Here is a 21955-nt window from a genome sequence, read left to right on the forward strand (position 1 = left end):
AAAAGCTGTGTCCTTGCTTGAGATTCATTATAGAAAACGCTTTCTTGATGGTAAAGAACGATTCCTTTCCCCATCGATCGTGCAATCTTTGCAATTATCAGTTCGATTCGACATGAATGAAAAAGATGACCCTGATGAAAATAGGAAAAAAAGCCCGCAACGAAAGGTTACGGACCTCTACTTTTAGAAAGAGCTTACTTAAAGGATTCCTCCCAAGCTCGCACCTTTGACAAACAGTCGTTCGATATTTTTCTCGACAGTTGGATCTGGTACCAATGGTGGTGCTTGATGGGGCTTGGTACGTGCATCAATGATCAAATTATCGCAACCCCAATGTTTGTTCTCGTAGTAGCTGTTCACGCCGTAAATGTCGTGGGATGGATTACTGCGTGTGAAGGTTGCCCACAGGAAGTTTTGAAGAGACGCGCTCATGAAGGTACTGTCATCACAAAGGATGATCATCGGGCAAGACGGGATCGGCCCTCTCGCTTGAATCGCGTCACACAGATTCTGTAATTGCTGCTGCGCACTGGTGTAATCGGTAAAAGCAGGACCTTGGATCGACACCACACCTGGCATGATCAAGCGTGCATTCTCAAACTCTCGCAAATCCTTCAGCTCATCCGGCACCTCTTTGCACAGGTCTCGTTTTTGATCGCCGTAAGCAGCGAGGACAACCTTACTGCCGCTGTTTAAGCCTGTTCCCGAATAATCCAACGTATCAATAGTCGTGTTCGTATAAAAATGAACATCCCGATGCAGATCGATTCTCTCCAAAATATAGGTCATAAAATCAACTTCATCATGCGTCGTCAATGGTCGATTTTCTTCTGCGGTAATGAATAAATACTTGGCCAAGCTCAATTGGCCAGTCCCTAAAATGCGGTTGGCTATGGTGAGCATCTCCGTCGGCTGTTTGACTTGCTGATAAGGCGTATATCGCTCGCTTCCGATGGCAAACAGCAGCGGATGCACACCGGCAGCATCTACAGCATGGACTTCTTTTACACCTGGGATTTCTTGCTTGATCGCATCGCCCGTTAAATCGTGAATCAGTTGACCGAATGACGTATCTTCTTGTGGCGGTCGTCCCACAACTGTGAATGGCCAGATGGCATTCGGCTTGGCATACACTTTTTTTACCTTCATCACAGGGAATGGATGGATCAGACTGTAATAGCCGAGATGGTCGCCGAATGGTCCTTCTGGTTTCGTATCTCCAGGATAAATATCTCCTGTGATGACAAAATCCGCATCATTGCTTATGCAGTAACCATCGATATAGCTGTAGTGAAAACGACGCCCAGAAAGCAAGCCTGCAAAAGTAATTTCGCTTAAGCCTTCTGGCAACGGCATGACAGCCGATAAAGTATGTGCTGGCGGCCCGCCAACGAAACAGCTTACTTTTAGCGGCATCCCCATTTTGGTCGCTTTGGCTTGGTGGACACCGATTCCACGATGGATTTGATAGTGCAAGCCAATTTCTTTGTTTACTTCATACTCATTACCAGTCAACTGCACACGGTACATACCCAAATTGGAATTCATGATTCCAGGCTTGTCCGGATCTTCCGAATAGATTTGGGGCAGCGTGACAAAAGCTCCGCCATCCATTGGCCAGCTTTGGATGAGTGGAAGGTCGGTTATGTTGATTTCCTGCGCAGTTACTGGCATGCTAGTGGATTTTTTGGCAGGCAATGCTTTCAAAGCAGCAAAGCCGTTCTCGATATTTTTAAATGGCTGCTTTAGCGCTTTCATCGGACCATTGCGCATGGCAATTATATTTTCAGCGGCTTGCCAGGTGCTTCTGAAAATAAACTTGCTGCGCTCGATTGTGCCAAAAAGATTGGATACCGCACGAAATTTTGAGCCTTTTACATTTTCAAACAGCAATGCTGGTCCCCCAGCTTCGTACACCTTCAAGTGAATCGCGGCCATTTCCAGATAGGGATCTACTTCTTCGCGAATACGGACCAAATGTCCGTGCCTTTCCAAGTCCAGGATGCACTCTTCTAAATTCTGATACATATCTATAGGGCTCCAATCACTAGATTCTAGATTTACCTGTAGATCAATACCCTCTAATCATACAGGAAAGATCCTACAAATTCACGTTACCCTTCCGCACAATTTCTTGAAGCTCGCTCAGTTCTCTGATTTCGTACGTTGGCTGAATGCTCGTCTGATTTTCCTTGCCCAGAGGGTTGAACCAGCACGTATCGATCCCGTAATGGGCTCCCCCTTGTATATCGGAGGTCAACGAATCTCCCACCATCAATACGTTCGCCTTCTCTGTCAATTGCAGTTTGGAAAACGCGTATTCAAAAATCTCCCGATCCGGCTTTTTGTAGCCGACCTCTTCGGAAATAATCAAGTACTCAAAAGAGTTACAAAGCGGTGAAGCGGCAATTCTTGCCGTTTGCACAGAGGCGAACCCATTCGTAATGATCCCCAAGCGGCAATCCTCCAAACTGTTGCACAACTCAACCGCTCCCGGTATCAAATGCACTTCTTTGCCCAATGATTCGAGATAGGCGCTGCCGAACGCCGCAGCATCGACGTCTAGTTGAACAGCATTGAAAAGTCTTCGAAATCTCTCTACACCCAGCTCTGCTAGAGTGATTCGCCCCTTTTCTAAATCCTCCCACAATCCTTTACTGATCTCTTTGTAAGTCGCTCCATAATCCGACGATCCCGTGGCAAGTCCAAACTGGGAAAACGTCTTTTGCAGTGCATTTTCTTCTGTCGTTTTGAAGTCGAGAAGTGTATCATCTACATCGAATAATATGACTTGATAGCGCATGTCACCCTCCATAAATCTTTACTGATCAAGTATTCGTACAAACTAACACCTTTCTATCATATCAAAAACAGAAGGCCAAACTGCATACAAAAAGCCTCGAACTGTATCATTCGAGGCCGTAAAAGATTTTTAGAGGAGCGGCTTCTGGATCAACGTCGCGAATTTGAATCGATGAACATGACCATCGTTAAACGTGGTCGATCCACGTACGAAATGAACATGTTTTCCATTCCCAACCGGAATGGCAGGTCCAGTAACAATTCTCACACCATGCAGATGATTAAAGAAATCTGTGCTAGATCGAATGACATGAACGTGGCTGTTTCCTCTCGGGATTGCTTGACCGGTGACGCCAGCAAAACGGTGATTATGTCGATCTGCTCCTTGTTCTGCAAGCTGCGTACTACCTAAAAACTCATGAACATGTCTTTGAACTCGCGTTGTACTTTTTCGTTTTAACTTCCATTTCATCCTATTTTTTTTCGCCATTTATTCCATCCTTCCACCCTTGGCTTGCTACCACAATATTCAGGTAGACAAGGAGGTGAACTGGTCAACAGCTTGTTTTCTACGAAAATCCATACTACCCTAGCTTAATTCGCGCTTTTTCCTACATAGCTCCCTGCAATGATGATCGAATTCGTGTATCCCCCACTTACATTATCGAAGCCAGAGAGCAAGGTTGGGACCCCCACAAATTCAACCGTATCATCTTCATAGATATCTAATGCACCTAGGTAAACAACTTGGTAGCTATCCTCCTCGTCATTGACGACATGCAAGACAGAAAAAGTCCCGATTTCTGGTATTTCTTCCTCTTCGATGCTCAACACCGTTCCTTTATCTTGAATCATCGAGGCATGATACTTGGAAATATTTTTATTGATATGTTTCGGTTGTACATTTTGATCGACTAATTGCTGGGCTTCCTTCACCTTATCCCCGGTTGCCGGAAACAGATGAGCATGCTTTGCCAAAAACGCTTTGGATTCCGGTGGAAATTCTTCTCCAGCTTCAAAGCCATTCACTTCATGTAAGGCGAGTACAGCCAACGAAAGGTACGTAGCGGCATTATTTTCTGATTCCGCAATTGCCTCTGTACCTTCACTCGTGGAAGAAGAGCCTTGCGTGGCTAAATTGGAAAACACGGATGAAGTACTTGAATTGTTTGAACCACATCCTGTAACGAGAATAAAGGCAACAAGTATGAATGCATAGTAAAATGAAACTCTCATCTAATTCAACCTTTCCTATTATTTCCTTCCCTCCATTATCTCATGGTATTTACCTTGCAGGAAGTACACTCTTTCCTTCCGAATTATCTCTCTACATGGTAGAAGGAAGGTGAAGCAATGAACGCACTCTTAGTGATTGATGTGCAAAACGGAATTGTGAGTTGTGGGGAATACAAAGAGGCACTTTTTTTGATGGAACAGGTGATCAAAGATTTTAAAGAGAGCAATCGTCCTGTCATTTTTATCAGACATATCGATGATGCAGAAGAAAGTCCACTGAATAGAAGCTTTATCGGTTCTGAAATACACCCTTCATTAAAAGACTATTCCGATTACTCGATCGAGAAGCAAACCCCTAGTTCCTTCTTCCAAACTGAACTCACACAGACTTTAGAAAAGTTAGGGGTCGATCATCTTTTTATCATTGGCTTTGAAACGGAATTTTGTTGTATGTTTACGGCGATCGCTGCCTATGATCGCGGATATAAAGTGACTTTCATTAAGGACGCGACTGGTACAACCAATACTGCCGAATCATACGGCATGCAAGGATTAGACATTAAACAGTTTGTAGGAACCGTTCTCCGTTGGTCGAGTGTCATTGAAGTAGTAAACTACGCCGAGTACGCTGAAAAATACAAATGATGTGAGCAGGTTGTACCTTTTATCCGAGGACTCGCCGTCGATTTCCCAACGGGGATTAAATGGCGAGTTTTTCATATATGTCATTTTATTTATGGATACGCGCTACCCCCCACTCACACATCAGATTCAAGATCGTCCGCAAGCTCTCACCTTCCTCACTAAGTGAATACTCGACTTTTAAAGGAACCTGATGATAGACGGCTCGGCTGACTAATCCATCTTCCCGATTGGTTTGGTACCTTTTTGCACACCATGTTCCCGGATTTAGTCTAAAAACAGCCGGTTACACCATATCGTGTAAACCAGCTGTTTTTGTGCTCTAAATTAGATATTTTCGTTCTTCAGCGATTCAACGATATTCTGTTCTTTATGTTTTCTAGTCGCATAGAGGATTGATGTACCCACAATGAAAAATACACCTATCCCTGCAATTATGAGATCCGCCCAAGGCACCGTAAAAGCAAATTCAAAATTACGGCTAAGGCTCATGTAGATGAAAAACATCACACATAAACTAATCGGTAAACCGTAAATAAGCGACTTCATTCCATAAAAGAATCCTTCGAAGCGTAGCATTTTCTTCATGCCCTTTGGCGTCATGCCAATGGAAGCCAACATCGCAAACTCACGTTTTCTCAAGGCCATCCCTGTCGAAATCGTGTTGATAATATTTGCCATACAAATGAGTCCGATGAGAACCACAAACCCATAAAGGAATACGGATGTGACTGTGGCGCGATTCATTGCATCCTGACGCTCCTCAATCAGATTGGTAGTATAGACATGTACATCTGGATATTCGTTAATAATCTGGTTTATTTCATTTTCCAATGCCGCAGACTGCTCTGTTGTAAATTGAACCTCGCTGGTAACTTGCTCAGACAGCATAGCGTTACCTCGTTCTCGTAGCTTGTCAAAGCCTCGTTCAGAAACAACAAATGTCACCATAAAAGCATCTTCCTGGTAGCGTAGCATAAAAGGTGGACGTTTATCCGTGATAGAAGCAATTCGGACTTTAGCTCCTTCAATCAAAGTGAGAGGTAGTTCTGATCCCTCTTGGACTGTGAGTTGAGAGATATCTGTAAAATTATGTTTTTCCTTCAAGGTGAACTGATTGACAAGTATTGCAGAAATCTCGTCACCTTCCAATTTCTTTGTATCAATCCCCGCAGATTGCAGGTACGCTGCAAAAGAGGCTTCATCAAGAGAAACAATGTTTGCAGACATGAAGTATTTCCCATCTGGATTAAGAGTATGGCGACTGGAGATGTCTGTGGTAACCTCGTTTTCGTTGAGGAATAGATCAGCACCGATATTTTGGGTCTTCACTTTTGTTGTTGCGTTTTGGACAGACATCAATTCAATTGTTAATGACCTTACCCTTTCCAGATCGGCTCCCCTTGCGTATACTGACAGATCATATGGTAGCGGTGCTTGTGCCATATTATAGGACTTATCCATATACAACGAAAAGGAAGAAGCTGCTAGGTACAAGATTACACTGATCGCAAGAGAAAAGACAGTTGAGCGATAGTGGTGTTTATTCCTTTTCAGATTTTTTAATCCTAGTTCCGCTTCATATCCAAACAACTTACGGGTCATTTGGGATGTACGAACTTCTTTTTCTTTTATTTCGATATCCTTTGTCTGGCGGATCGCAGTTATCGGCGTAATTCTCGATGCCCTCATTGCTGGAAACCATGCAGAAATGAGCAGTGTCAAAATGGAAAACAAAATGACAGCAATCATACTGTACGGCTCTATCACCAATCGCATCGGTTCACTAACTACAAACATTTTTTGAATGAATGGGCTGAGCAAATGGAGAGTAACACCAATGCCAATGGACCCAAAAAACAACCCAGCTGGAATAGCTATGACCCCGATCACAGCAGCTTCAAAAAATACAGAAGCCCTTTTTTGTTGTTTAGTCGCCCCTACGCTAGATAACATCCCTAAAGTTCGACTACGCTCTGAAAGCGAGATCGCAAACGCGTTGTAGATTAGTGAGACAGATCCAATCAGAATGATAATTCCAACGGTAAGAACTGCCAGATACATCGTGTTAAGAAAGTGGGAATCATTCGAAATCCCGGAATAAAGCAACAGGTCCCGATTGTACTTGATTTTTACTCCATTCGATTTAACTTGATCCTTTACTCCGCTTACCTTACTAGCAATCGTGTCACTCGTTTCGTAAATGTCATTCCCTAAACCTTTAAAATCCTTATATTCAACACTTACCGTATAGGGAGAACCCTCCGCTAAATCACCCTCGGAAAGACCACTAAATGCACGGTATGCAGCCATTACTTCCTGCTCTTTATCTGGTGCTTGAACAATCCCGGTAATCGTGTATGTTTTCGTCTTTGTAGGCGTAAAGACTTCCTTTGATTGGTAGACATCATTGTTGCCCAACGTCTCGCTCTTCCCATCCACATTCAAGCTACGTTTACCAAAATTTAATGTGACTACCTCTCCAACCTTCAAGCTTACACCAGCGGTTCGAAGATACTGCGATGAAAGTGCCAGTTCATTTTCATTCTGAGGCAAACGCCCATCAATTAGGCTCACCCCTATTACATCGTGATTACTGTGTCCAGTAATATACAAATAGGGCTTCACGCTGTTTGGAGAGTTAGAAAGTCGTGCAAATCCGAGCTTCTGGTCAATGTCGTATCTTTCAATCGCTTCTGTATTTGTAATAACCGCAACATCTTCTCCTGCAACATCAAGAAAAGCTGCCTGCCATTTACCAGAGTAGGCAATCGCGTTTCTCTGCATCATATCCATGAAAGAACTACTAATCGAAAATACTGCTGTAAGCATTGCGACAGAAATGACAACCCCAATGATTGTAACAAGGGTACGGCTCTTATTCTGCTTCATATAGCGTAATGTGAGCTGATTTACGATATTCATCGCCGGATCACCTCATCTCTAGAAATCCTGCCATCCGAAATGCCAATAATACGGTCCGCTTGTAAGGCAATGTTTTCGTCATGTGTAATAACAATCAGGGTTTGATGCCGTTCTTTGTGTAGTTTTTTCAAGAGCTTCACAATCTCAGCACTGTTTTTGCTGTCTAGATTCCCCGTAGGCTCGTCAGCCAATACAATGGCGGGACTGCTAATCAAGGCACGGCCAATGGACGCACGCTGCTGCTGACCTCCAGAAAGCTGGTTTGGCAGATGCTTTAATCGCTGTTGAAGACCTAGAGTCTCTACGATACCGGAAAAGATTTCTTGATTTACTTCTCTACCGTCCAACAGCAATGGTAAGGTAATATTTTCCTCTACAGTAAGGACAGGGATTAGATTGTAGAATTGATAGATAAGTCCAATCTGTCTGCGTCTGAAGATGGCCAGTGCCGTTTCATCCATCGCGTATATATCAGTCTGGTCAACAATCACCTTACCGGATGTGGGCGTATCAACGCCCCCCAGAATATGCAGAAGGGTAGACTTACCTGAACCAGATGGTCCAATGATCGCCACAAACTCCCCTTTTTGTACGGAAAACGAGATATCGTTCAGTGCAGTAACAGCTGTTTCGCCATCACCGTACGTCTTTGACAGGTTCTCTACTCGTAAAATCTCCATCATGATCCTCCTAGATTCGTTATTACGTATAGAATAGCTGCCAAAGATGTCTCGTCGGTGACATTCAATCTTACAATTTTGTCATCTAAATCATTTGCTTGTAGAATTTGATTTTGAATGTTGTTCCTACACCAATCTGGCTTTCCATAAACACATCGGCGTTTTGACTTTGCAAGATTGTTTTAGACATGGCTAGCCCTATTCCAATACTATCCGCTCCAGCATTCTTCCCTTTATAAAAACGTTCAAAAATGTGTGGAGCATCTTCCGGGCTAATCCCCTTGCCACTGTCGGCAATGACAATTTGTGTATACAATGCTGTTTCCTCACACGAAATAGTAATACGTCCCCCGACCGGCGTATGCTCAATCCCGTTTTTAATTACGTTCAAAATGGCTTCTACCGTCCAGTTTTCATCTCCATACACGAAAAGGTCTTCTTTACAGGAAAAAGAAAGCTCCTGATTTTTTAATTCTATGGGGACAAGGAGTGGTTCTAATGCCTTGTTTATCATTTTTTTGACAGATACGAATTCCTTCTTGAAAATAACGCTCTGCACTTCGATTTTGGACAGCTTGAGCAATGAAGTCACGAGCCATTCAATACGCTTCAACTGATTGATAATCTTGCCCAAGAACTCATCCCTCTTGTCTTTTGGCAGACTAGGGTTGTTTAACAAATCAGCCATGACAAACATGGAGGCAAGTGGCGTTTTTAGTTGATGGGAGATGTTCGAAAGAGTATCTGCCAAGTATTGTTTGTCCTTTTTCAGAAGAGTAGACTGCTCGGACAACGTTAATGTAACTTTATAAATATCATTTTTCAGAATGCTCAATTCACCCTCAACGTTATCCCTAATATCCATCGTGGGTTGGCCTGAATATACAGAAGCCAAATAATAAGCGAGCTTACTGATGTCCTGATAACGTTTTCGGGTAAACAGGAAAAAACAGGAAAGGAGCAGAAATACCATGGCAATCGCCACAATCCCCGCTTTCCAATCGATTATCCAAAGAATTGTGATCCCAATGATGGAAATAACCACGCTATACATACATAACTTCTGTATTTCTTTGTTTTTAAGCATGATTTTCACTCATTCGATAGCCAAGTCCGCGTACGGTTTCTATCACTTTGGGATTCTGGCTATCATCCTCCAACTTTTCTCGAAGCCGCTTAATGTAGACAGAAAGGGTATTGTCATTGATAAAGTTACCATCTAGATCCCAAATGCCCTCTAACAACTGATTTCTGGACAGAACTTGCCCTCTACTATTTATGAATGCCAACAGCAAACGGTATTCTAAAGCAGTCAGCATCACTTCCTCGGTTCCTTTGTACACTTTAGCCAGTTTTGTATTTACGACAACATTTCCAATCTTCACTTTGTCAGTCGGGGTGGGTTCTTTTTGGTAGTGCCTAAGGGATGACTTCATTCGGCTAATCAGCTCCCGGATACGAAACGGCTTTGTGATATAGTCGTCCGCTCCCATATCTAACCCCCGAACCACATTGATTTCATCATCACACGCCGTCAAGAAGATGACAGGTGCATCCTGATTTTCTTTTACATATTCGCAAATCTCATAGCCATTTCCATCTGGCAAAGTTAGATCCAGTAAATAAATATCAAAACGTTGTTGCTTGATTGTTTCAATTGCAGTTTGTTTCCCTTCACAAAGAACTACTTCATAACCCTCACTGGAAAGCGAATAGTGCAAACCATCTGCAATGGTCTTGTCATCTTCAACTACTAAAACCTTCAAGGTTAATCCTCCCCACTATCATCATAATTTTAGTTTAAAATAATCAATTACTTCTTCTTTTGCAATATCTTGCATCCTTTACAGATCGTTCAGTCATTGCTATATGACAAAAGATGTCATAATAGACCGTTTATACTAAAATCCATCAACAAAACGATTGGAGGCTTTCGGTATGATAGGTCTGCGTATTTTCGCAAAATGGGTATTGATCGTAGGGTTGTGCTTGATGTTTTTTTCATCTGGTATTTATAAGCTGATTGGGCATCCAGAAACAACACTCGCTTTCCAAGCATTCGGGTTTCCCCATTGGTTCCAAGTTGTAATCGGTTTAGGCGAAGTGCTCGGCGGATTGGGCTTACTGATGAAAAAGTATACACGTTACGCCGCTTATACGCTCGCAGTGATTATGCTTGGTGCTACAATCACTCTTCTTTTACACGGTGACACGACTACTGTAGTGATTCCGTTTGTCTTACTCCTTGTTTTCTTGCTTATCGGTCGCCAGAGTGGTAGCAAAAAACAGCCGAATCATGCTACGTCGATTTAATATCTATGGCTCGCTAAAAAGGCCGCCAGTTCCCACCCGTAACCAGGTGAGGATCTGACGGCCTCCCGCTTTTTCTTCAAGCTCGTTCGTTTACAAGTGCTTTTTTATAAAGTGTAGGAGGGTCTGACCTTGGGCGGTAAGAATCGCTCCCTTACCTTGGCATTTGGGGCATGATTCCTCTTGCTTGTTTTCATTCACAAGAATCCCCTTGCCTTTGCATTCCCAGCAGGATTGCTCTAAGTCATCCATTGAAATCGTCATGAGACAAAACCCTTTCCCTGCTAAAAATAACCGTACCTTGTCCTGATTTTAACACGAATTCGTCATGTTCTGCCAGCAAGTTCACTATCGCAACGGCAGGCTCTTCCCATCTAGTGCAGCAATTATTTACTACATACCCTTCTGCTTGAAATCATAATAGGTAAAGATAGTAAAAAAGGAGGGATGACATGTGGATCAAGAAAAAGTGACCATCAAGATTAACGACAATGGATCAATTCGTGTTACGGGTGCAGTTGAATTGCTGGATGGAGCAGGTGACAAGTATGAAGTCGGTTCATCTTTTTCACTCTGTCGATGCGGTCAATCCGAGAAGAAACCGTTCTGTGATGGCACGCATAAAAAAGTAGGCTTTGAAAGTGCACCACGAGCAGAAACATGATTCGAAAGAGCGCAGATGCGCTCTTTTTTCATTTATCAATCGCTTTTTATGTCAAATTGTTTCTTCATTGAAATATTGGTATAATTTTGAAGATGCGACAAGTCATCCATAACCCGAATCAATATCTTATGTCTGCAGCCATCACGGGATTTTTAGGAGCGGTCTTATTTTTCTTGATTGTCCTGAATAGCTAACATTCCGCAAGGGAAAGTGAGCCCTATCTCATGAAAAATACCCCCATCTGGTTTACTGTTGTTTCCATAGTTCTCGTTTTGATTGACGGCGTATATTTTTTATACCTAAGATAAAGACATTCCGATCCCATACGCAATGACGAAGAACTATCTTTCATTCGGTTATGGCTGACAAAGTTAGGAGTGCACAACCATGTATGCACAAACAGTTCGATACGCTCAATTTGGAGAACCCCATGAAGTATTGAAGATTGAACAGCGGTTGATTGAGCCTCTGAAGCAAGGTGAAATTTTGGTGAAAATGAGCGCACGTCCTATAAATCCTTCTGATGTCATCCCGATTCGTGGTGCGTACAAGCATCGCATCAACCTTCCCGCCATTCCTGGCTATGAGGGGGTTGGTACCGTTATTGATACAGGTCCTTTGGCTCCCCGCTCTCTTATCGGTAAACGTGTTCTGCCTTTGCGCGGTGAGGGTACGTGGCAAGAATACGTAAAAACGACAGCAGAGCTAGCCATTGCGGTTCCCGATTCGATCCAAGATGATATCGCCAGTCGGTTGTACATCAACCCCATCACTGCGTGGGTCATCTGCAATGAGACTCTACAACTGTCTTCTCATCAGGTTTTGCTAGTCAATGCAGCCAACTCAGCCATTGGTCGCTTGTTTATTCAGCTGTCCGCTCTTTTCGATTTTAGGGTGATCGCCATCGTCCGAAACGCAAGATATACCGAGGAGTTGATGCAACTCGGGGCGTGGCAGGTCATCGACAGTTCATGTGTGTCGACTTATGATGCCATCATGAGTGTAACGAACGGACAAGGTGCTCATGCGTCTATTGATTCCATTGGCGGTTCAGATGGTTTAGAACTGGCGAAGTCTACACGTGCTGGCGGGATTTTCTTGTCGTTAGGCCTTTTATCTGGAGTTCAAGTGGATTGGTCGATCATCTCGAAAGAGCTTGGCGTTCTCCCTCAATTGTTTTTATTGCGCCATTGGAATCAACGCGTATCCGTGTCTACCTGGCACGAAACGTTTGAGAAAGTCATCGAGCTCGTTCAGAATGGGAAGCTCCTTTTAGAAGAGCCTGGAGAGAAATTTGCTTTGCATGATGTAATAGAGGCGGTGCAATTTGCGGAGAGCTGTCATCGTACGGGGAAAATCATCTTGGTGTAATTGCTTGGAAGCACTCTTACATCCTAAACGCTACTTTTCTACGAGCAAAATAAATGATAAGCTCTCGCTGTAGCGAAAATTTAGATGTAAAAGGAGTAAATCATGACTACCCCTCTTTTTGAGAACTATACGGTTTACGAAAATACTCCTAGCGTCGAAGATTACGTAAGATTGCGGAAACAGGCTGGTTTAAGTGAAAAAGCTAGAGAAGCAGCAGAGATCGGATTGAAGAATACAGTGTTTGCAGTCACCCTTTTTCATGAAGAAACCGCGATTGGAATGGGAAGAATCATCGGTGACGGTGGCTGTTTTTATCAAATTGTGGACATTGCCGTAGTTCCGGAACACCAGAAAAAGGGACTCGGAAAGGTCATCATGCAGCACCTCATGGACTATTTAGATAAAAACGCTCCCAAGACCGCCTATGTGAGCCTGATCGCTGATGTTCCTGCGGATAAACTATACGAACAGTTCGGGTTTGCCTATACGGCTCCTCGTTCTGTAGGGATGTACAAGTGGTTTAAATAACACCGAAGCCAAAAATGAGCGTTTTCTCGCCCTTTTTGGCTTCGACGAAACATAGGGGGTCCTATGGCTAAACATGAAAAGAGGTTTCTTAAAAATTACGAATCAAAAGCCTCTGAATATCTGAACGATAAAGAAAAAGCATCTAATCTCCTAAAAAAAGCAATGAAAAAAGCAGATAAAAAAGCGATCGGAGATGTTTGGGAGAATTTACAGCTACTTTTTAGTATTTTCGGTGATTGGACGAGTGGAAAATACCGAACAATCCCTGTTAAATCCATCTTGATGATTATCGGCGGGATTTTGTACTTTGTTTCACCTGTAGACGCCATCACAGATTTTATTCCTGTTGTTGGTTTACTAGATGACGCGACAATCATTGGATTGGTGTTTCGACAAGTGAGCAGCGACCTTACTCTATACAAAGAATGGAAACAAAAAGATTTTTTACAGGAATAGGAAAAATCATTCAATGGCTGGTAGGAGAGTCTCTGTTCTCTCCTATTTATTTTCTCCGAATGATTCTAGTAGAGCGAGGTGCTTTGATGGCGTTACACAAGTATTTACATCATACATTTCCAGCGTTAATGCTTAGACCACCTTTGTTTTATAGCTGGGATATTGGAATCCGTTTTGAGCTAGGTGTGAACTACGATTACCATCATGTTTATGAAAATTGCCCCTATTTACAAGGGGTTTATACGCGAGCGATTACTTTATGTAAGACTTTACATGCACCTAACGATGACATCTATATCGTAGTGGATGTTAACGATTTTGGAGACGGCGGAGCTTTCAAACGTAAATTGAACGTCTTTTCCAAGTATGTGAAGAAAAAATCACTTTTGTATAAGCTGCAACAACACACCATCCCTTATGTTTTTCCAGAAGACGATGAGAATGAAGCCTATCTAACGCATCGGTTCTTCTTGAAGTGCAAGACATCCGACTTTGCATATGTTCCAATGATAAAAGCAATCTGCCGTCAGGATATGGGATTAAAGCCACGTATTTTTCATCGGGTATATTTTATCAATACCAGCAAACATACCATCTTTCACATTTATGACGATCGAGGCTGTGATTTAGTAGCCACTTCTCCTGAAACAATCAGAGGGATATATGAAAGCTATTCGCATTGGATATTAGACTATGACAGAGCCAAGATCGATCAGGTATTTTCGTAAACGGAATCAGTTAAGGCAACACATTTCCGGCAGAACGATAGATGTCATACCACTCTTCTCGCGTCAAGCGAATATGAGCTGCTTTCACGCACTCTTTCATTCGGTCGATATTCGTCGTGCCAATGACTGGTTGCATGTTCGCCGGGTGCCGTAGTAGCCAAGCGATGGCGATTGTCGTGTTGGACACTTCATATTTAGCTGCCATTTCATCGATTTTTTTGTTCAACTCAGGAAATTTCTCGTTCCCAACGAAAGATCCTTCGAAAAATCCATATTGGAACGGCGACCAAGGCTGAATCGTAATATCATGCAGCCTGCAAAAGTCAAGTACACTCCCATCGCGGTTCACAGCCGAATTGTTCTCCATATTGACGTTGAAGCCTTGCGAAATCATCGTCGCGTTCATAATGCTGAGCTGCAACTGGTTAGCGACGATTGGTTGCTTCAAATATTTGTTTAAGAGCTGGATCTGCATCGGATTTTGATTGGAGACGCCAAAGTGGCGCACTTTACCCGTGCTTTCCAGAAGATCGAACGCTTCCGCTACTTCTTCCGGCTCGACAAGCGTGTCTGGGCGATGCAGCAGCAATACATCCAAATATTCAGTTTTTAGTCGTTTTAGAATGCCATCCACTGCATTCAAAATATGCTCTTTGGAAAAGTCGAACATGCCAGGACGAATGCCACATTTCGATTGCAAAAGGATACGCTCGCGAACGCTAGGGCTCATCTGAATCGCTTCTGCAAATACTTCCTCACATCTGCCTTTTCCATAAATATCTGCATGGTCGAAGAAGTTCGCCCCTTCTTCAAGCGCTGTCTGTACGAATCGCTCCGCTTGCAGCTTGTCTAGTGACCCAATCCTCATGCACCCAATTGCGATGACTGGTACTTCTAACTTGCTCGTGCCGAGTGGTATGGTTCTCATGTCAATCCTCCGATTCCATTTTTTCATTGTGTCATTTCGAAACAATCGTTTCAAAAGGAAGGCGATCCATGTTGAAATGGATGTACAGGCTAAGAGAGCCGGGCTTGTTAAAACGGATTATCATGAGAGCTCATTGGTTTATTCAACTCACAAGACTGAGAATCCTGCGGGAATGGTACAAATAAAAAGTCCTTCCCCAATTACCATGGAAGGACTCTTTGTTTGGTGTAACTTCCCTGTACACCCGTGATTCTTCTATTTTCGGTAGTAATATTTCGCCCATTCGTTGATGATTTGTTTTCTCGTCTTCGCCTTCACCTTAGGGACATTGCTTGTCTCCCACGCTCGAATAGCCTCTCGAAATGACTTGTAAAACCAGTAATCATTAATCACCCATGAGCAAAAAATTTTCCGATACATACGTCCCGCATGAATGCCAGAGCTGTATCTTCTTACAGCCTTACTTGCTAACCGTTTTGCGAACTTTTTAGCTGTCCCACTCTTGTCTTTTACAACCGGGAATTTCTTATAACTTCTACTCATCACTAACCTCCTTTTTGGGAAGTTAATGACCGTAGTTCATTTCCTTCATCGCACACCCTCCTTCGGGTTTACCTACATGAAAATACTCATGAACCACTCAAAAGTTTCGATTCCAATCGTGCTTTTCCATCAGGCATGCGCAAACGTTTGCTGCGAAATAATTCGCCCACTCTCCATTTTCACTACCTGATCAGCAAGATGGAAGTAGCGATCGTCGTGTGTGATCGCAATTACACATTTGCCCTGTCTTTTCATTTCTGGCAGCAAGGATTCGTAAAAGAATTGACGATACTCAGGATCTTGGTCCGCTGCCCACTCGTCGAAGAGGAAAATAGGCCGGTTTCTTACCAGACTGAGCATTAAGGCAAGACGCTTACGCTGACCCGTAGACAGCTTTGTCGTGCTAAACGTTCCCGTTTCATCCACTTCTACTTTGTCAGCGATGCGAAGCACCTCTAAATATTTGCTCACTTCCTCTTGCTTCGCTTGGTAATCGATTCCATACATCTTCTCAAACAGGTAGAAATCACTGAAGATCGCGGAGAAGAATTCGCAGCGTTGATCAGCATTCACTTTTTGGCCGTTCATGAAAAACTCGCCCTCATCCTGCTCATACAATCCGGTAATCAGCTTGGCAAACGTTGACTTCCCGCTACCGTTACCACCAACAATGAAGACGATTTCCCCTTTTTGGCAGGAGAAGTCCAGCGGCCCTACGGAAAACTCTTCGCCCTCCTTGTTTTTGTATCGGAAACGCACCTGTTCAGTTGAAAATGACTCAAAGTCTTGCGAGCTCCGCTCAACCAAGCTTTCCTCTTCTCTTCTCGTTTCCACTGATAACGAATCCAGCAACGCATTCAGTCGCTGCCAGCTGATCTTGATCCGAATCAGCTCCGGTACTGCATTCAAAATACCGTGAACAGGCCCAGTCATATACAGAAAGACAAACACATAACTAATCAGCATCTCTTTTTGAAGCGAAGGGAAAAGAACCGGGAATAAAAAGGCAACCGTGCCGATTACCACAACGAAAAGCAATTCCCCAATCAAATACACGTTCACAAATTTAAATTGGCCAGCTGATTTCTTATGTCGATAATCCGAGCAGCTTCTTTCCATGTCTTCTTCGAATTCTTTTCGTTGTGCCTGCGTCAGATACAGCTCCTTGAAGCCTCCGATCATATCGGTAATATAGGAGAAAAATACATTTTGGATGTCTCTGGTTTCCTCCCATACTTTGTTTGCAAAGCGACCTGCCAGCGTATACAAGCCTACAGCCAAAAAAATGACAGCCAGACAAAACAAAAATCCGTATAGATCCAGCGAGCCCAGATAAATGAAGCAAAACACGAGTGTAACCGCACTCGTCAATGCCACAACGACACTATTGGCGAATGTACTGATCGTTTCCGTATCGTTATTTAACCCCGCATAAATTTCACCGTTATCAAGTGTCTCGTACTTTTGATAAGGGGTCCGAAAAATTTTGCGGATCAGTTCCATTCTTTTTTCGTATACGATTTCATTTGTGATCACAATCAGTCGGCTACGCATCATTTTCTCCCCGACGATATATAACAAGATACCCAGGAGAAAATACAGGAAAATGGCTGCATGAAATTTGTTCGTAGAAGTGAGCGCCAGATTGATCATAAAAATAATCAGCGCATTCCCAAATCCGCTAATAAGTCCCTGTATGACAATAGACGTCATGGATGTTTCTTGCGATTTCGGGAACAAGCGGATGAGTGTGATGTAGACATTAAACAGAGCGAGTCCTGCCACCAATGCGTACATGGCGTAAAAAATGGTGATCGGAAGCCAGACCTCGATGAACGCCCATGGTAAGCCCATAAAAAAAACATCCGGCAAATAGTATAAGGCGGCTGTCAAAACACCTCCCATGACAACAAATGCAACAAAGGATGCAAAACAGATTCGCCCCGCATTCGCGGAGAGTTTTCGTTCACCTCGATAGACTTGCACGAAAATCTGCACGATCCCCCCACCAAGTAACAACAAAAGGATACCAAGGATCACGAGAGAAATGCTTGCCATACGATCCGCTTGAAGATTGGTGTCAGACACGACTACGGGAGCTTCTTTCCCTAGTGCGAGATTGACGGCCCCTTCTGCGATAACAAATGCGTTCAACGAATCGATATTGGTCAAAACGACGGCGCCTAGCTTTTCCTCTGGACGAAATACCATGTACGAAGAAAATGCAGGGTTATTGCCGCCGTGCGAAATTTGCCCTCCACCATCCTGATATATCATCCAGCCTGACGCATACGAGAAACCGTCTGCAGCAGGAGCTACCGAACGATCAGGAAGATGGGAAGCACGCACCAGTTCGGGACGAAACGCAGATGCCTCCAACCCCAACTGAATCTGCAACCATCGTTCCATATCATTTATATTGGACACGACATAACCCGCTGGCGTATTTCCACGATATTCCGGTGCATCATACACACGTGGGGAAAAGAACTCGATTTTGTGCCCTCTTGCCATCTCCTCCACGGGTGCCTGTGCCTTCAAAAAGGTATCGGTTAGCCCCAATTTGGCAATGACTTGTTGCTGCACATACTGCTCATAGGACTCTCCGGTGATTTTCTCGACCACATAGCCCAAGATATCGTAGTTAATGGTGGCGTATTCATACTCGGTCCCTGGCTTGCGAACCAGTTCAGAATGATTGATCGCTCGCACAGTTTCTTCGATCGCATTCTCACTGGAGGAAATAGGGATGGAACCAATGCTTTCAAAAGGAATCCCGCTAGTATGATACAGCAAATGCTTAATCAGAATCGTTTCCTGTTGTCCTTGATAGGTAACACGAAACCACGGGATATAGTTCTGAACCGGGTCGTCCAGCGAAAGTCGTTTTTGCTCGACAAGCTGGTGAACGGCTAGCGCCGTAAACGCTTTGGAGTTCGATCCGATTTCAAACAATGTGTCAGCAGTAACCGGCTCTTGCTTCTGGGTGTCAGAGAAACCAAACGATTGCTTATAAATGGTTTTCCCCTCTTTGACGACCACAACGGCTGCACCCGGGATTTTTTCCGACTCCATGGTTTTATTGACCAGCTGTTCAATTGCTGTTGCGATTTCCGTATCCTGTCGAACGCTCGTTTCGGCGTACACGGGCATACTTCCGGAAAGTACGAGAACCAGACACATCAGCAAGAATGCTAGTTTTCGTATCGACTTATCTATGATTTTTTGCAGAATGATCCACTCCTTTTTAGGCACTGCGTCTGTGGGAAAGACCGCAACCAGTACGTGATGTAATTGGGATTGGATAGAAACCGTGGCGAATCAAACTCGCCACGGTTTCTTATTACGCATCGCACATATACACGGGTTTCGAGTAGAGGCGCAAGGTTTCTCTCCATTTTTTAACCAATCGCTCCCACTGTTCTAGCTCGATTTGCTCCTGTTTCAATAGGCTAATCGGAATACACAAGTTTAATAGACGCCCCTCTATTTCAAAACGGGTAACACCCGCAGGCAAAACATGACCTTCCGATACGATACGCTCCAATTCCGCCAGACTGATTGGCGGGAACCGTATCAAGGCGGCTCCTGTTTCTGGCCATTCGAGCATCCCAGTGGGCAGACGATGCACCGGGTGGCTATAGTTGTAACTGTCCACTAATTGACGCCATAGCGTCATTCGCCACTCATCATCCTGCCGATTCTCCTTTGGATACAGATAGAAGCGTTCCTTGTTCCCTATCTTCATTTCTGCCACAGGCGTTTCTCGTAAGCGATCTGTTTCCCACCGAAACACAGAATCCTGCTCCACTGATTGCAACCATGCAGCGACTGGCACGATATGATCCCACATATCCAAGTGAAAATCCTCATGCTCCACTACCTGTACGGGGATATGTTTGCACCCAAGCTCTTGAAGAGCAAAGGTCCGATGTGCCCCATCAATGATCAAATACTGGCCGTTTTGCATGAGAATTGCCAGCGGAGGATGGCGCAAAATCCCTTCCTCCTCAATGATCTGTCTGGTCTTGTGAAGTCGCTTGTTTTCATGTGACTCGTGCAAACAAATACGAGATGACTCTACCAGTTTTAGATTTGCCAGCACATCGTACAAAATGGTAACCTCCAGTTAGTCTTGCAAGTGAGTTCCGATCCCCTGCGAGAGTGCTTGTTTGTAATAGTAGGCAGCAATGGCGATATCAAAAATCGCCATCCCCATCGGATTAAACATGATGGGCTCATCTTGTGGAAACTCTTTCATCTGGTCAAGGCAAACGATATCTGTGATGGACTTGGTATCTTCTTTTTGCAAGCCTCTCTCCAGATGCATGATCTCGATGTCTGTGTTTTCACGGCAAACTTCGATCCAGTCATCTACGATAATGGAGCGGGTATAGTCGAGAATTTTTGGTGTAAAATCGCGTAACGACACATTTAACAACAAAGAATGACGTTTTGGTTGCTTGTCAATAAAACCATGCGGTGATACCGTACACGTGATGAACACATCTGCCTCGCAGTATGCTTCTTCCCACGTTTGCGCGATAACCGTTTTCTCTTTTATCTCAGCTGGAATATGCTCCTGCTGGATACCCGCAATGTCATAGAGAACTACCTTGTCGATCTTCTCTCCTAACAAGGCAGTTACCATTTGCAGATGAAGTCTGCCAATCGGACCAAATCCGATAATTCCGACCGTTACATTTTGCAGGGGACGCACTTGTTCGTAATGCTTGAGGAGAAGACCGGAAACAGAAGCAGTTCGAATGCCGCTGACCAGGGCCGTATTAATCGTTGCCACAGGCTTACCTGTTCTGGCTTCGTTCAGGATGGTAATCGAATGCGCGCGTTGGATACCCTCTTGGAGGTTTTTCGGGAAACTGGCAATCCATTTGATTCCCGCCATGTAAGTATCTCCGCCTACAAATGCTGGCATGGCAATAATGCGGTTTGACACGTCATGATATCGCAAGTATGGTTTAATCGGCTGTGCGTAATCTTCCTTTTGTAAGGAATGCACAGCATGTTCAATGACATCAATGGTTTCCTTCCAATTCTTGCCGACCTTTTCAATATCACTCGTATTTAGATATAACATCGTACATCCCACCCTGCTTATCGTAGTAAATTTGATTGAACACTACTTAATTGCCAACGAAAGAATGCTTTTGCTGATGCAACCACTGAACCCATTCCTGGTTGTATACGGTATTGACATATGGCATACCACCATCTGGACATAAAAAGACAACATTTGGCTTGACTACGTGTTTTTGATCTTTGAAATAGTTTTTAATCGCCCAGTAGGAAGTCCCAGAAGATCCTCCAGCAAAAATGCCATGCTCAGTGTACAGCTGATAGCAAGCCTCGACTGTGTCCTCCTCCGAAACATGAACGACCTCATCAATAATCGCGCCCTTGAGTATGTCTGGCCGCATGCTCGATCCAATTCCAGGGATGTATCGTTTTTGTGGCTCTTGTCCAAAAATCACTGATCCTACCGTATCGACAGCAATGATTTTTATGTCAGGAAAACGTTCCTTCAATCGCTGCGAAATTCCCGTAATCGTGCCGCCAGAGCTAACGCCGATAAAAGCATAGTCCAATGTCTCGAAGCTGTCTGCGATCTCGGCTCCCAGTCCGAAGTAATGGGCTCGAGCGCTATCCGGATTTCCGTACTGATTGGTCCAAAACGAGTTATTCGTCTCATTCAGCAGGCGATTGACCGTTTGGATCCGCGTTAAGAGAAATCCTCCTGTCTCGTCACGGTCCGTTACTTTTACGACCTCATGGGAAATTACCCTGAGCAAGTTCTCATAGACGGGATTAATGTTTGGATCGATGACTGGAATAAATTTAATTCCGAGTCGCTTGCATAACGTCGCCAAAGCAATAGCAAAGTTTCCCGAAGAAGACTCGATTACAGTAGTTTCCTGTGTGATCTCTCCTCTTTTGATCGCCTCCTGTAATATGTAAAAGGCCGGCCTCACTTTTACACTTCCCATGAGGTTGTTGTATTCGAGCTTGCAAAACAGATTGATGTGCTCATGCTCAAGTTTGTTTAAAGGCGTATTGCCAATCATCTGACTTATGGCCATCATTTTCGTTAGCATATTGAGCCCTCACTCCCGATTTTTCCCGT

The 21955-nt window shown here is 43.9% G+C and carries 22 protein-coding genes and 1 pseudogene; 7 read left to right on the forward strand and 16 right to left on the reverse strand.

What is annotated here, in order from left to right:
• Nucleotides 1–198: 198 nt before the first annotated feature.
• The 4 genes from ACM6JA_RS06760 to ACM6JA_RS06775 form a co-directional block, all read right to left on the reverse strand.
• On the reverse strand, nucleotides 199–2028 hold the full coding sequence (locus ACM6JA_RS06760; protein ID WP_414851698.1) for a UbiD family decarboxylase: 1830 nt from the start codon (nucleotides 2026–2028) through the stop codon (nucleotides 199–201).
• 73 nt (nucleotides 2029–2101) lie between these two features.
• Nucleotides 2102–2803 carry a YjjG family noncanonical pyrimidine nucleotidase gene (locus ACM6JA_RS06765; RefSeq protein ID WP_414851699.1) on the reverse strand — a complete coding sequence of 234 codons (702 nt, stop codon included), beginning with the start codon at nucleotides 2801–2803 and terminating at the stop codon, nucleotides 2102–2104.
• A 129-nt stretch (nucleotides 2804–2932) separates the two neighbouring features.
• Nucleotides 2933–3292 (reverse strand): YmaF family protein, encoded by a 360-nt coding sequence (locus ACM6JA_RS06770; protein WP_414851700.1) that lies wholly within the window; start codon nucleotides 3290–3292, stop codon nucleotides 2933–2935.
• A gap of 104 nt (nucleotides 3293–3396) precedes the next feature.
• Complete coding sequence (locus ACM6JA_RS06775; RefSeq protein WP_414851701.1) at nucleotides 3397–4038, reverse strand: hypothetical protein; 642 nt, start codon at nucleotides 4036–4038, stop codon at nucleotides 3397–3399.
• A 117-nt stretch (nucleotides 4039–4155) separates the two neighbouring features.
• Between ACM6JA_RS06775 and ACM6JA_RS06780 the strand changes: the two genes are divergently transcribed.
• Nucleotides 4156–4683, forward strand: a complete 528-nt coding sequence (locus ACM6JA_RS06780) for an isochorismatase family protein (RefSeq protein ID WP_414851702.1) — start codon at nucleotides 4156–4158, stop codon at nucleotides 4681–4683.
• Between the two features lie 85 nt (nucleotides 4684–4768).
• On the opposite strand, the pseudogene ACM6JA_RS06785 reads toward ACM6JA_RS06780, so the two are convergent.
• The 5 genes and pseudogenes from ACM6JA_RS06785 to ACM6JA_RS06805 all read right to left on the reverse strand — a co-directional run.
• Nucleotides 4769–4915 (reverse strand): annotated as a pseudogene (locus tag ACM6JA_RS06785) (winged helix-turn-helix transcriptional regulator); the annotation flags it as partial.
• Nucleotides 4916–5007: 92 nt separating this feature from the next.
• Nucleotides 5008–7605, reverse strand: coding sequence for an ABC transporter permease (locus tag ACM6JA_RS06790; protein WP_414851703.1), 2598 nt, complete (start codon nucleotides 7603–7605; stop codon nucleotides 5008–5010).
• The gene (locus ACM6JA_RS06795; RefSeq protein ID WP_414851704.1) at nucleotides 7602–8285 is read right to left on the reverse strand and encodes an ABC transporter ATP-binding protein; all 684 of its coding nucleotides are present in this window, start codon (nucleotides 8283–8285) and stop codon (nucleotides 7602–7604) included. The genes ACM6JA_RS06790 and ACM6JA_RS06795 overlap by 4 nt, the downstream gene beginning before the upstream one ends.
• Before the next feature lie 85 nt (nucleotides 8286–8370).
• Nucleotides 8371–9372 (reverse strand): sensor histidine kinase, encoded by a 1002-nt coding sequence (locus ACM6JA_RS06800; protein WP_414851705.1) that lies wholly within the window; start codon nucleotides 9370–9372, stop codon nucleotides 8371–8373.
• Nucleotides 9365–10051: a response regulator transcription factor gene (locus ACM6JA_RS06805; RefSeq protein WP_414851706.1), complete on the reverse strand. Its 687-nt coding sequence runs from the start codon at nucleotides 10049–10051 to the stop codon at nucleotides 9365–9367. Before ACM6JA_RS06805 ends, ACM6JA_RS06800 begins: the two co-directional genes overlap by 8 nt.
• Before the next feature lie 172 nt (nucleotides 10052–10223).
• On the opposite strand from ACM6JA_RS06805, the gene ACM6JA_RS06810 reads away from it, so the two are divergent.
• Nucleotides 10224–10598, forward strand: coding sequence for a DoxX family protein (locus tag ACM6JA_RS06810; protein ID WP_414851707.1), 375 nt, complete (start codon nucleotides 10224–10226; stop codon nucleotides 10596–10598).
• Nucleotides 10599–10688: 90 nt separating this feature from the next.
• Here ACM6JA_RS06810 and ACM6JA_RS06815 read toward each other — a convergent pair whose 3' ends face one another.
• A complete protein-coding gene (locus ACM6JA_RS06815) occupies nucleotides 10689–10859 on the reverse strand; it encodes a tryptophan RNA-binding attenuator protein inhibitory protein (protein WP_039961263.1) in 171 nt (56 codons plus the stop codon).
• A gap of 190 nt (nucleotides 10860–11049) precedes the next feature.
• On the opposite strand from ACM6JA_RS06815, the gene ACM6JA_RS06820 reads away from it, so the two are divergent.
• From ACM6JA_RS06820 to ACM6JA_RS06840, 5 genes are all read left to right on the forward strand, one after another.
• Complete coding sequence (locus ACM6JA_RS06820; protein ID WP_414851708.1) at nucleotides 11050–11259, forward strand: CDGSH iron-sulfur domain-containing protein; 210 nt, start codon at nucleotides 11050–11052, stop codon at nucleotides 11257–11259.
• Between the two features lie 387 nt (nucleotides 11260–11646).
• Nucleotides 11647–12630 carry a zinc-dependent alcohol dehydrogenase family protein gene (locus ACM6JA_RS06825; protein ID WP_414851709.1) on the forward strand — a complete coding sequence of 328 codons (984 nt, stop codon included), beginning with the start codon at nucleotides 11647–11649 and terminating at the stop codon, nucleotides 12628–12630.
• Nucleotides 12631–12732: 102 nt separating this feature from the next.
• A complete protein-coding gene (locus ACM6JA_RS06830) occupies nucleotides 12733–13158 on the forward strand; it encodes a GNAT family N-acetyltransferase (RefSeq protein WP_414851710.1) in 426 nt (141 codons plus the stop codon).
• Between the two features lie 63 nt (nucleotides 13159–13221).
• Nucleotides 13222–13614: a YkvA family protein gene (locus ACM6JA_RS06835; RefSeq protein ID WP_007727272.1), complete on the forward strand. Its 393-nt coding sequence runs from the start codon at nucleotides 13222–13224 to the stop codon at nucleotides 13612–13614.
• An 86-nt stretch (nucleotides 13615–13700) separates the two neighbouring features.
• The gene (locus ACM6JA_RS06840; protein WP_414852224.1) at nucleotides 13701–14342 is read left to right on the forward strand and encodes a DUF3885 domain-containing protein; all 642 of its coding nucleotides are present in this window, start codon (nucleotides 13701–13703) and stop codon (nucleotides 14340–14342) included.
• Between the two features lie 10 nt (nucleotides 14343–14352).
• Here the strand turns inward: ACM6JA_RS06840 and ACM6JA_RS06845 are convergent, their stop codons facing one another.
• The 6 genes from ACM6JA_RS06845 to sbnA all read right to left on the reverse strand — a co-directional run bounded on the left by ACM6JA_RS06845 (nucleotide 14353) and on the right by sbnA (nucleotide 21926).
• A complete protein-coding gene (locus ACM6JA_RS06845; protein ID WP_414851711.1) occupies nucleotides 14353–15270 on the reverse strand; it encodes an aldo/keto reductase in 918 nt (305 codons plus the stop codon).
• Nucleotides 15271–15525: 255 nt separating this feature from the next.
• Entirely contained in the window at nucleotides 15526–15813 is a 288-nt protein-coding gene (locus ACM6JA_RS06850; protein ID WP_414851712.1) for a hypothetical protein, read from the reverse strand.
• Nucleotides 15814–15942: 129 nt separating this feature from the next.
• A complete protein-coding gene (gene edeA / locus ACM6JA_RS06855; RefSeq protein ID WP_414851713.1) occupies nucleotides 15943–19002 on the reverse strand; it encodes a cyclic peptide edeine export ABC transporter EdeA in 3060 nt (1019 codons plus the stop codon).
• 154 nt (nucleotides 19003–19156) lie between these two features.
• The gene (locus tag ACM6JA_RS06860; RefSeq protein WP_414852225.1) at nucleotides 19157–19918 is read right to left on the reverse strand and encodes a ParB N-terminal domain-containing protein; all 762 of its coding nucleotides are present in this window, start codon (nucleotides 19916–19918) and stop codon (nucleotides 19157–19159) included.
• A 24-nt stretch (nucleotides 19919–19942) separates the two neighbouring features.
• Nucleotides 19943–20911 carry a 2,3-diaminopropionate biosynthesis protein SbnB gene (sbnB, locus tag ACM6JA_RS06865; RefSeq protein ID WP_414851714.1) on the reverse strand — a complete coding sequence of 323 codons (969 nt, stop codon included), beginning with the start codon at nucleotides 20909–20911 and terminating at the stop codon, nucleotides 19943–19945.
• A 46-nt stretch (nucleotides 20912–20957) separates the two neighbouring features.
• Nucleotides 20958–21926 (reverse strand): 2,3-diaminopropionate biosynthesis protein SbnA, encoded by a 969-nt coding sequence (gene sbnA, locus ACM6JA_RS06870; RefSeq protein WP_414851715.1) that lies wholly within the window; start codon nucleotides 21924–21926, stop codon nucleotides 20958–20960.
• Nucleotides 21927–21955: the final 29 nt, after the last annotated feature.

This window comes from Brevibacillus sp. IT-7CA2 (genome assembly GCF_949767855.1).
Taxonomy (GTDB): domain Bacteria; phylum Bacillota; class Bacilli; order Brevibacillales; family Brevibacillaceae; genus Brevibacillus.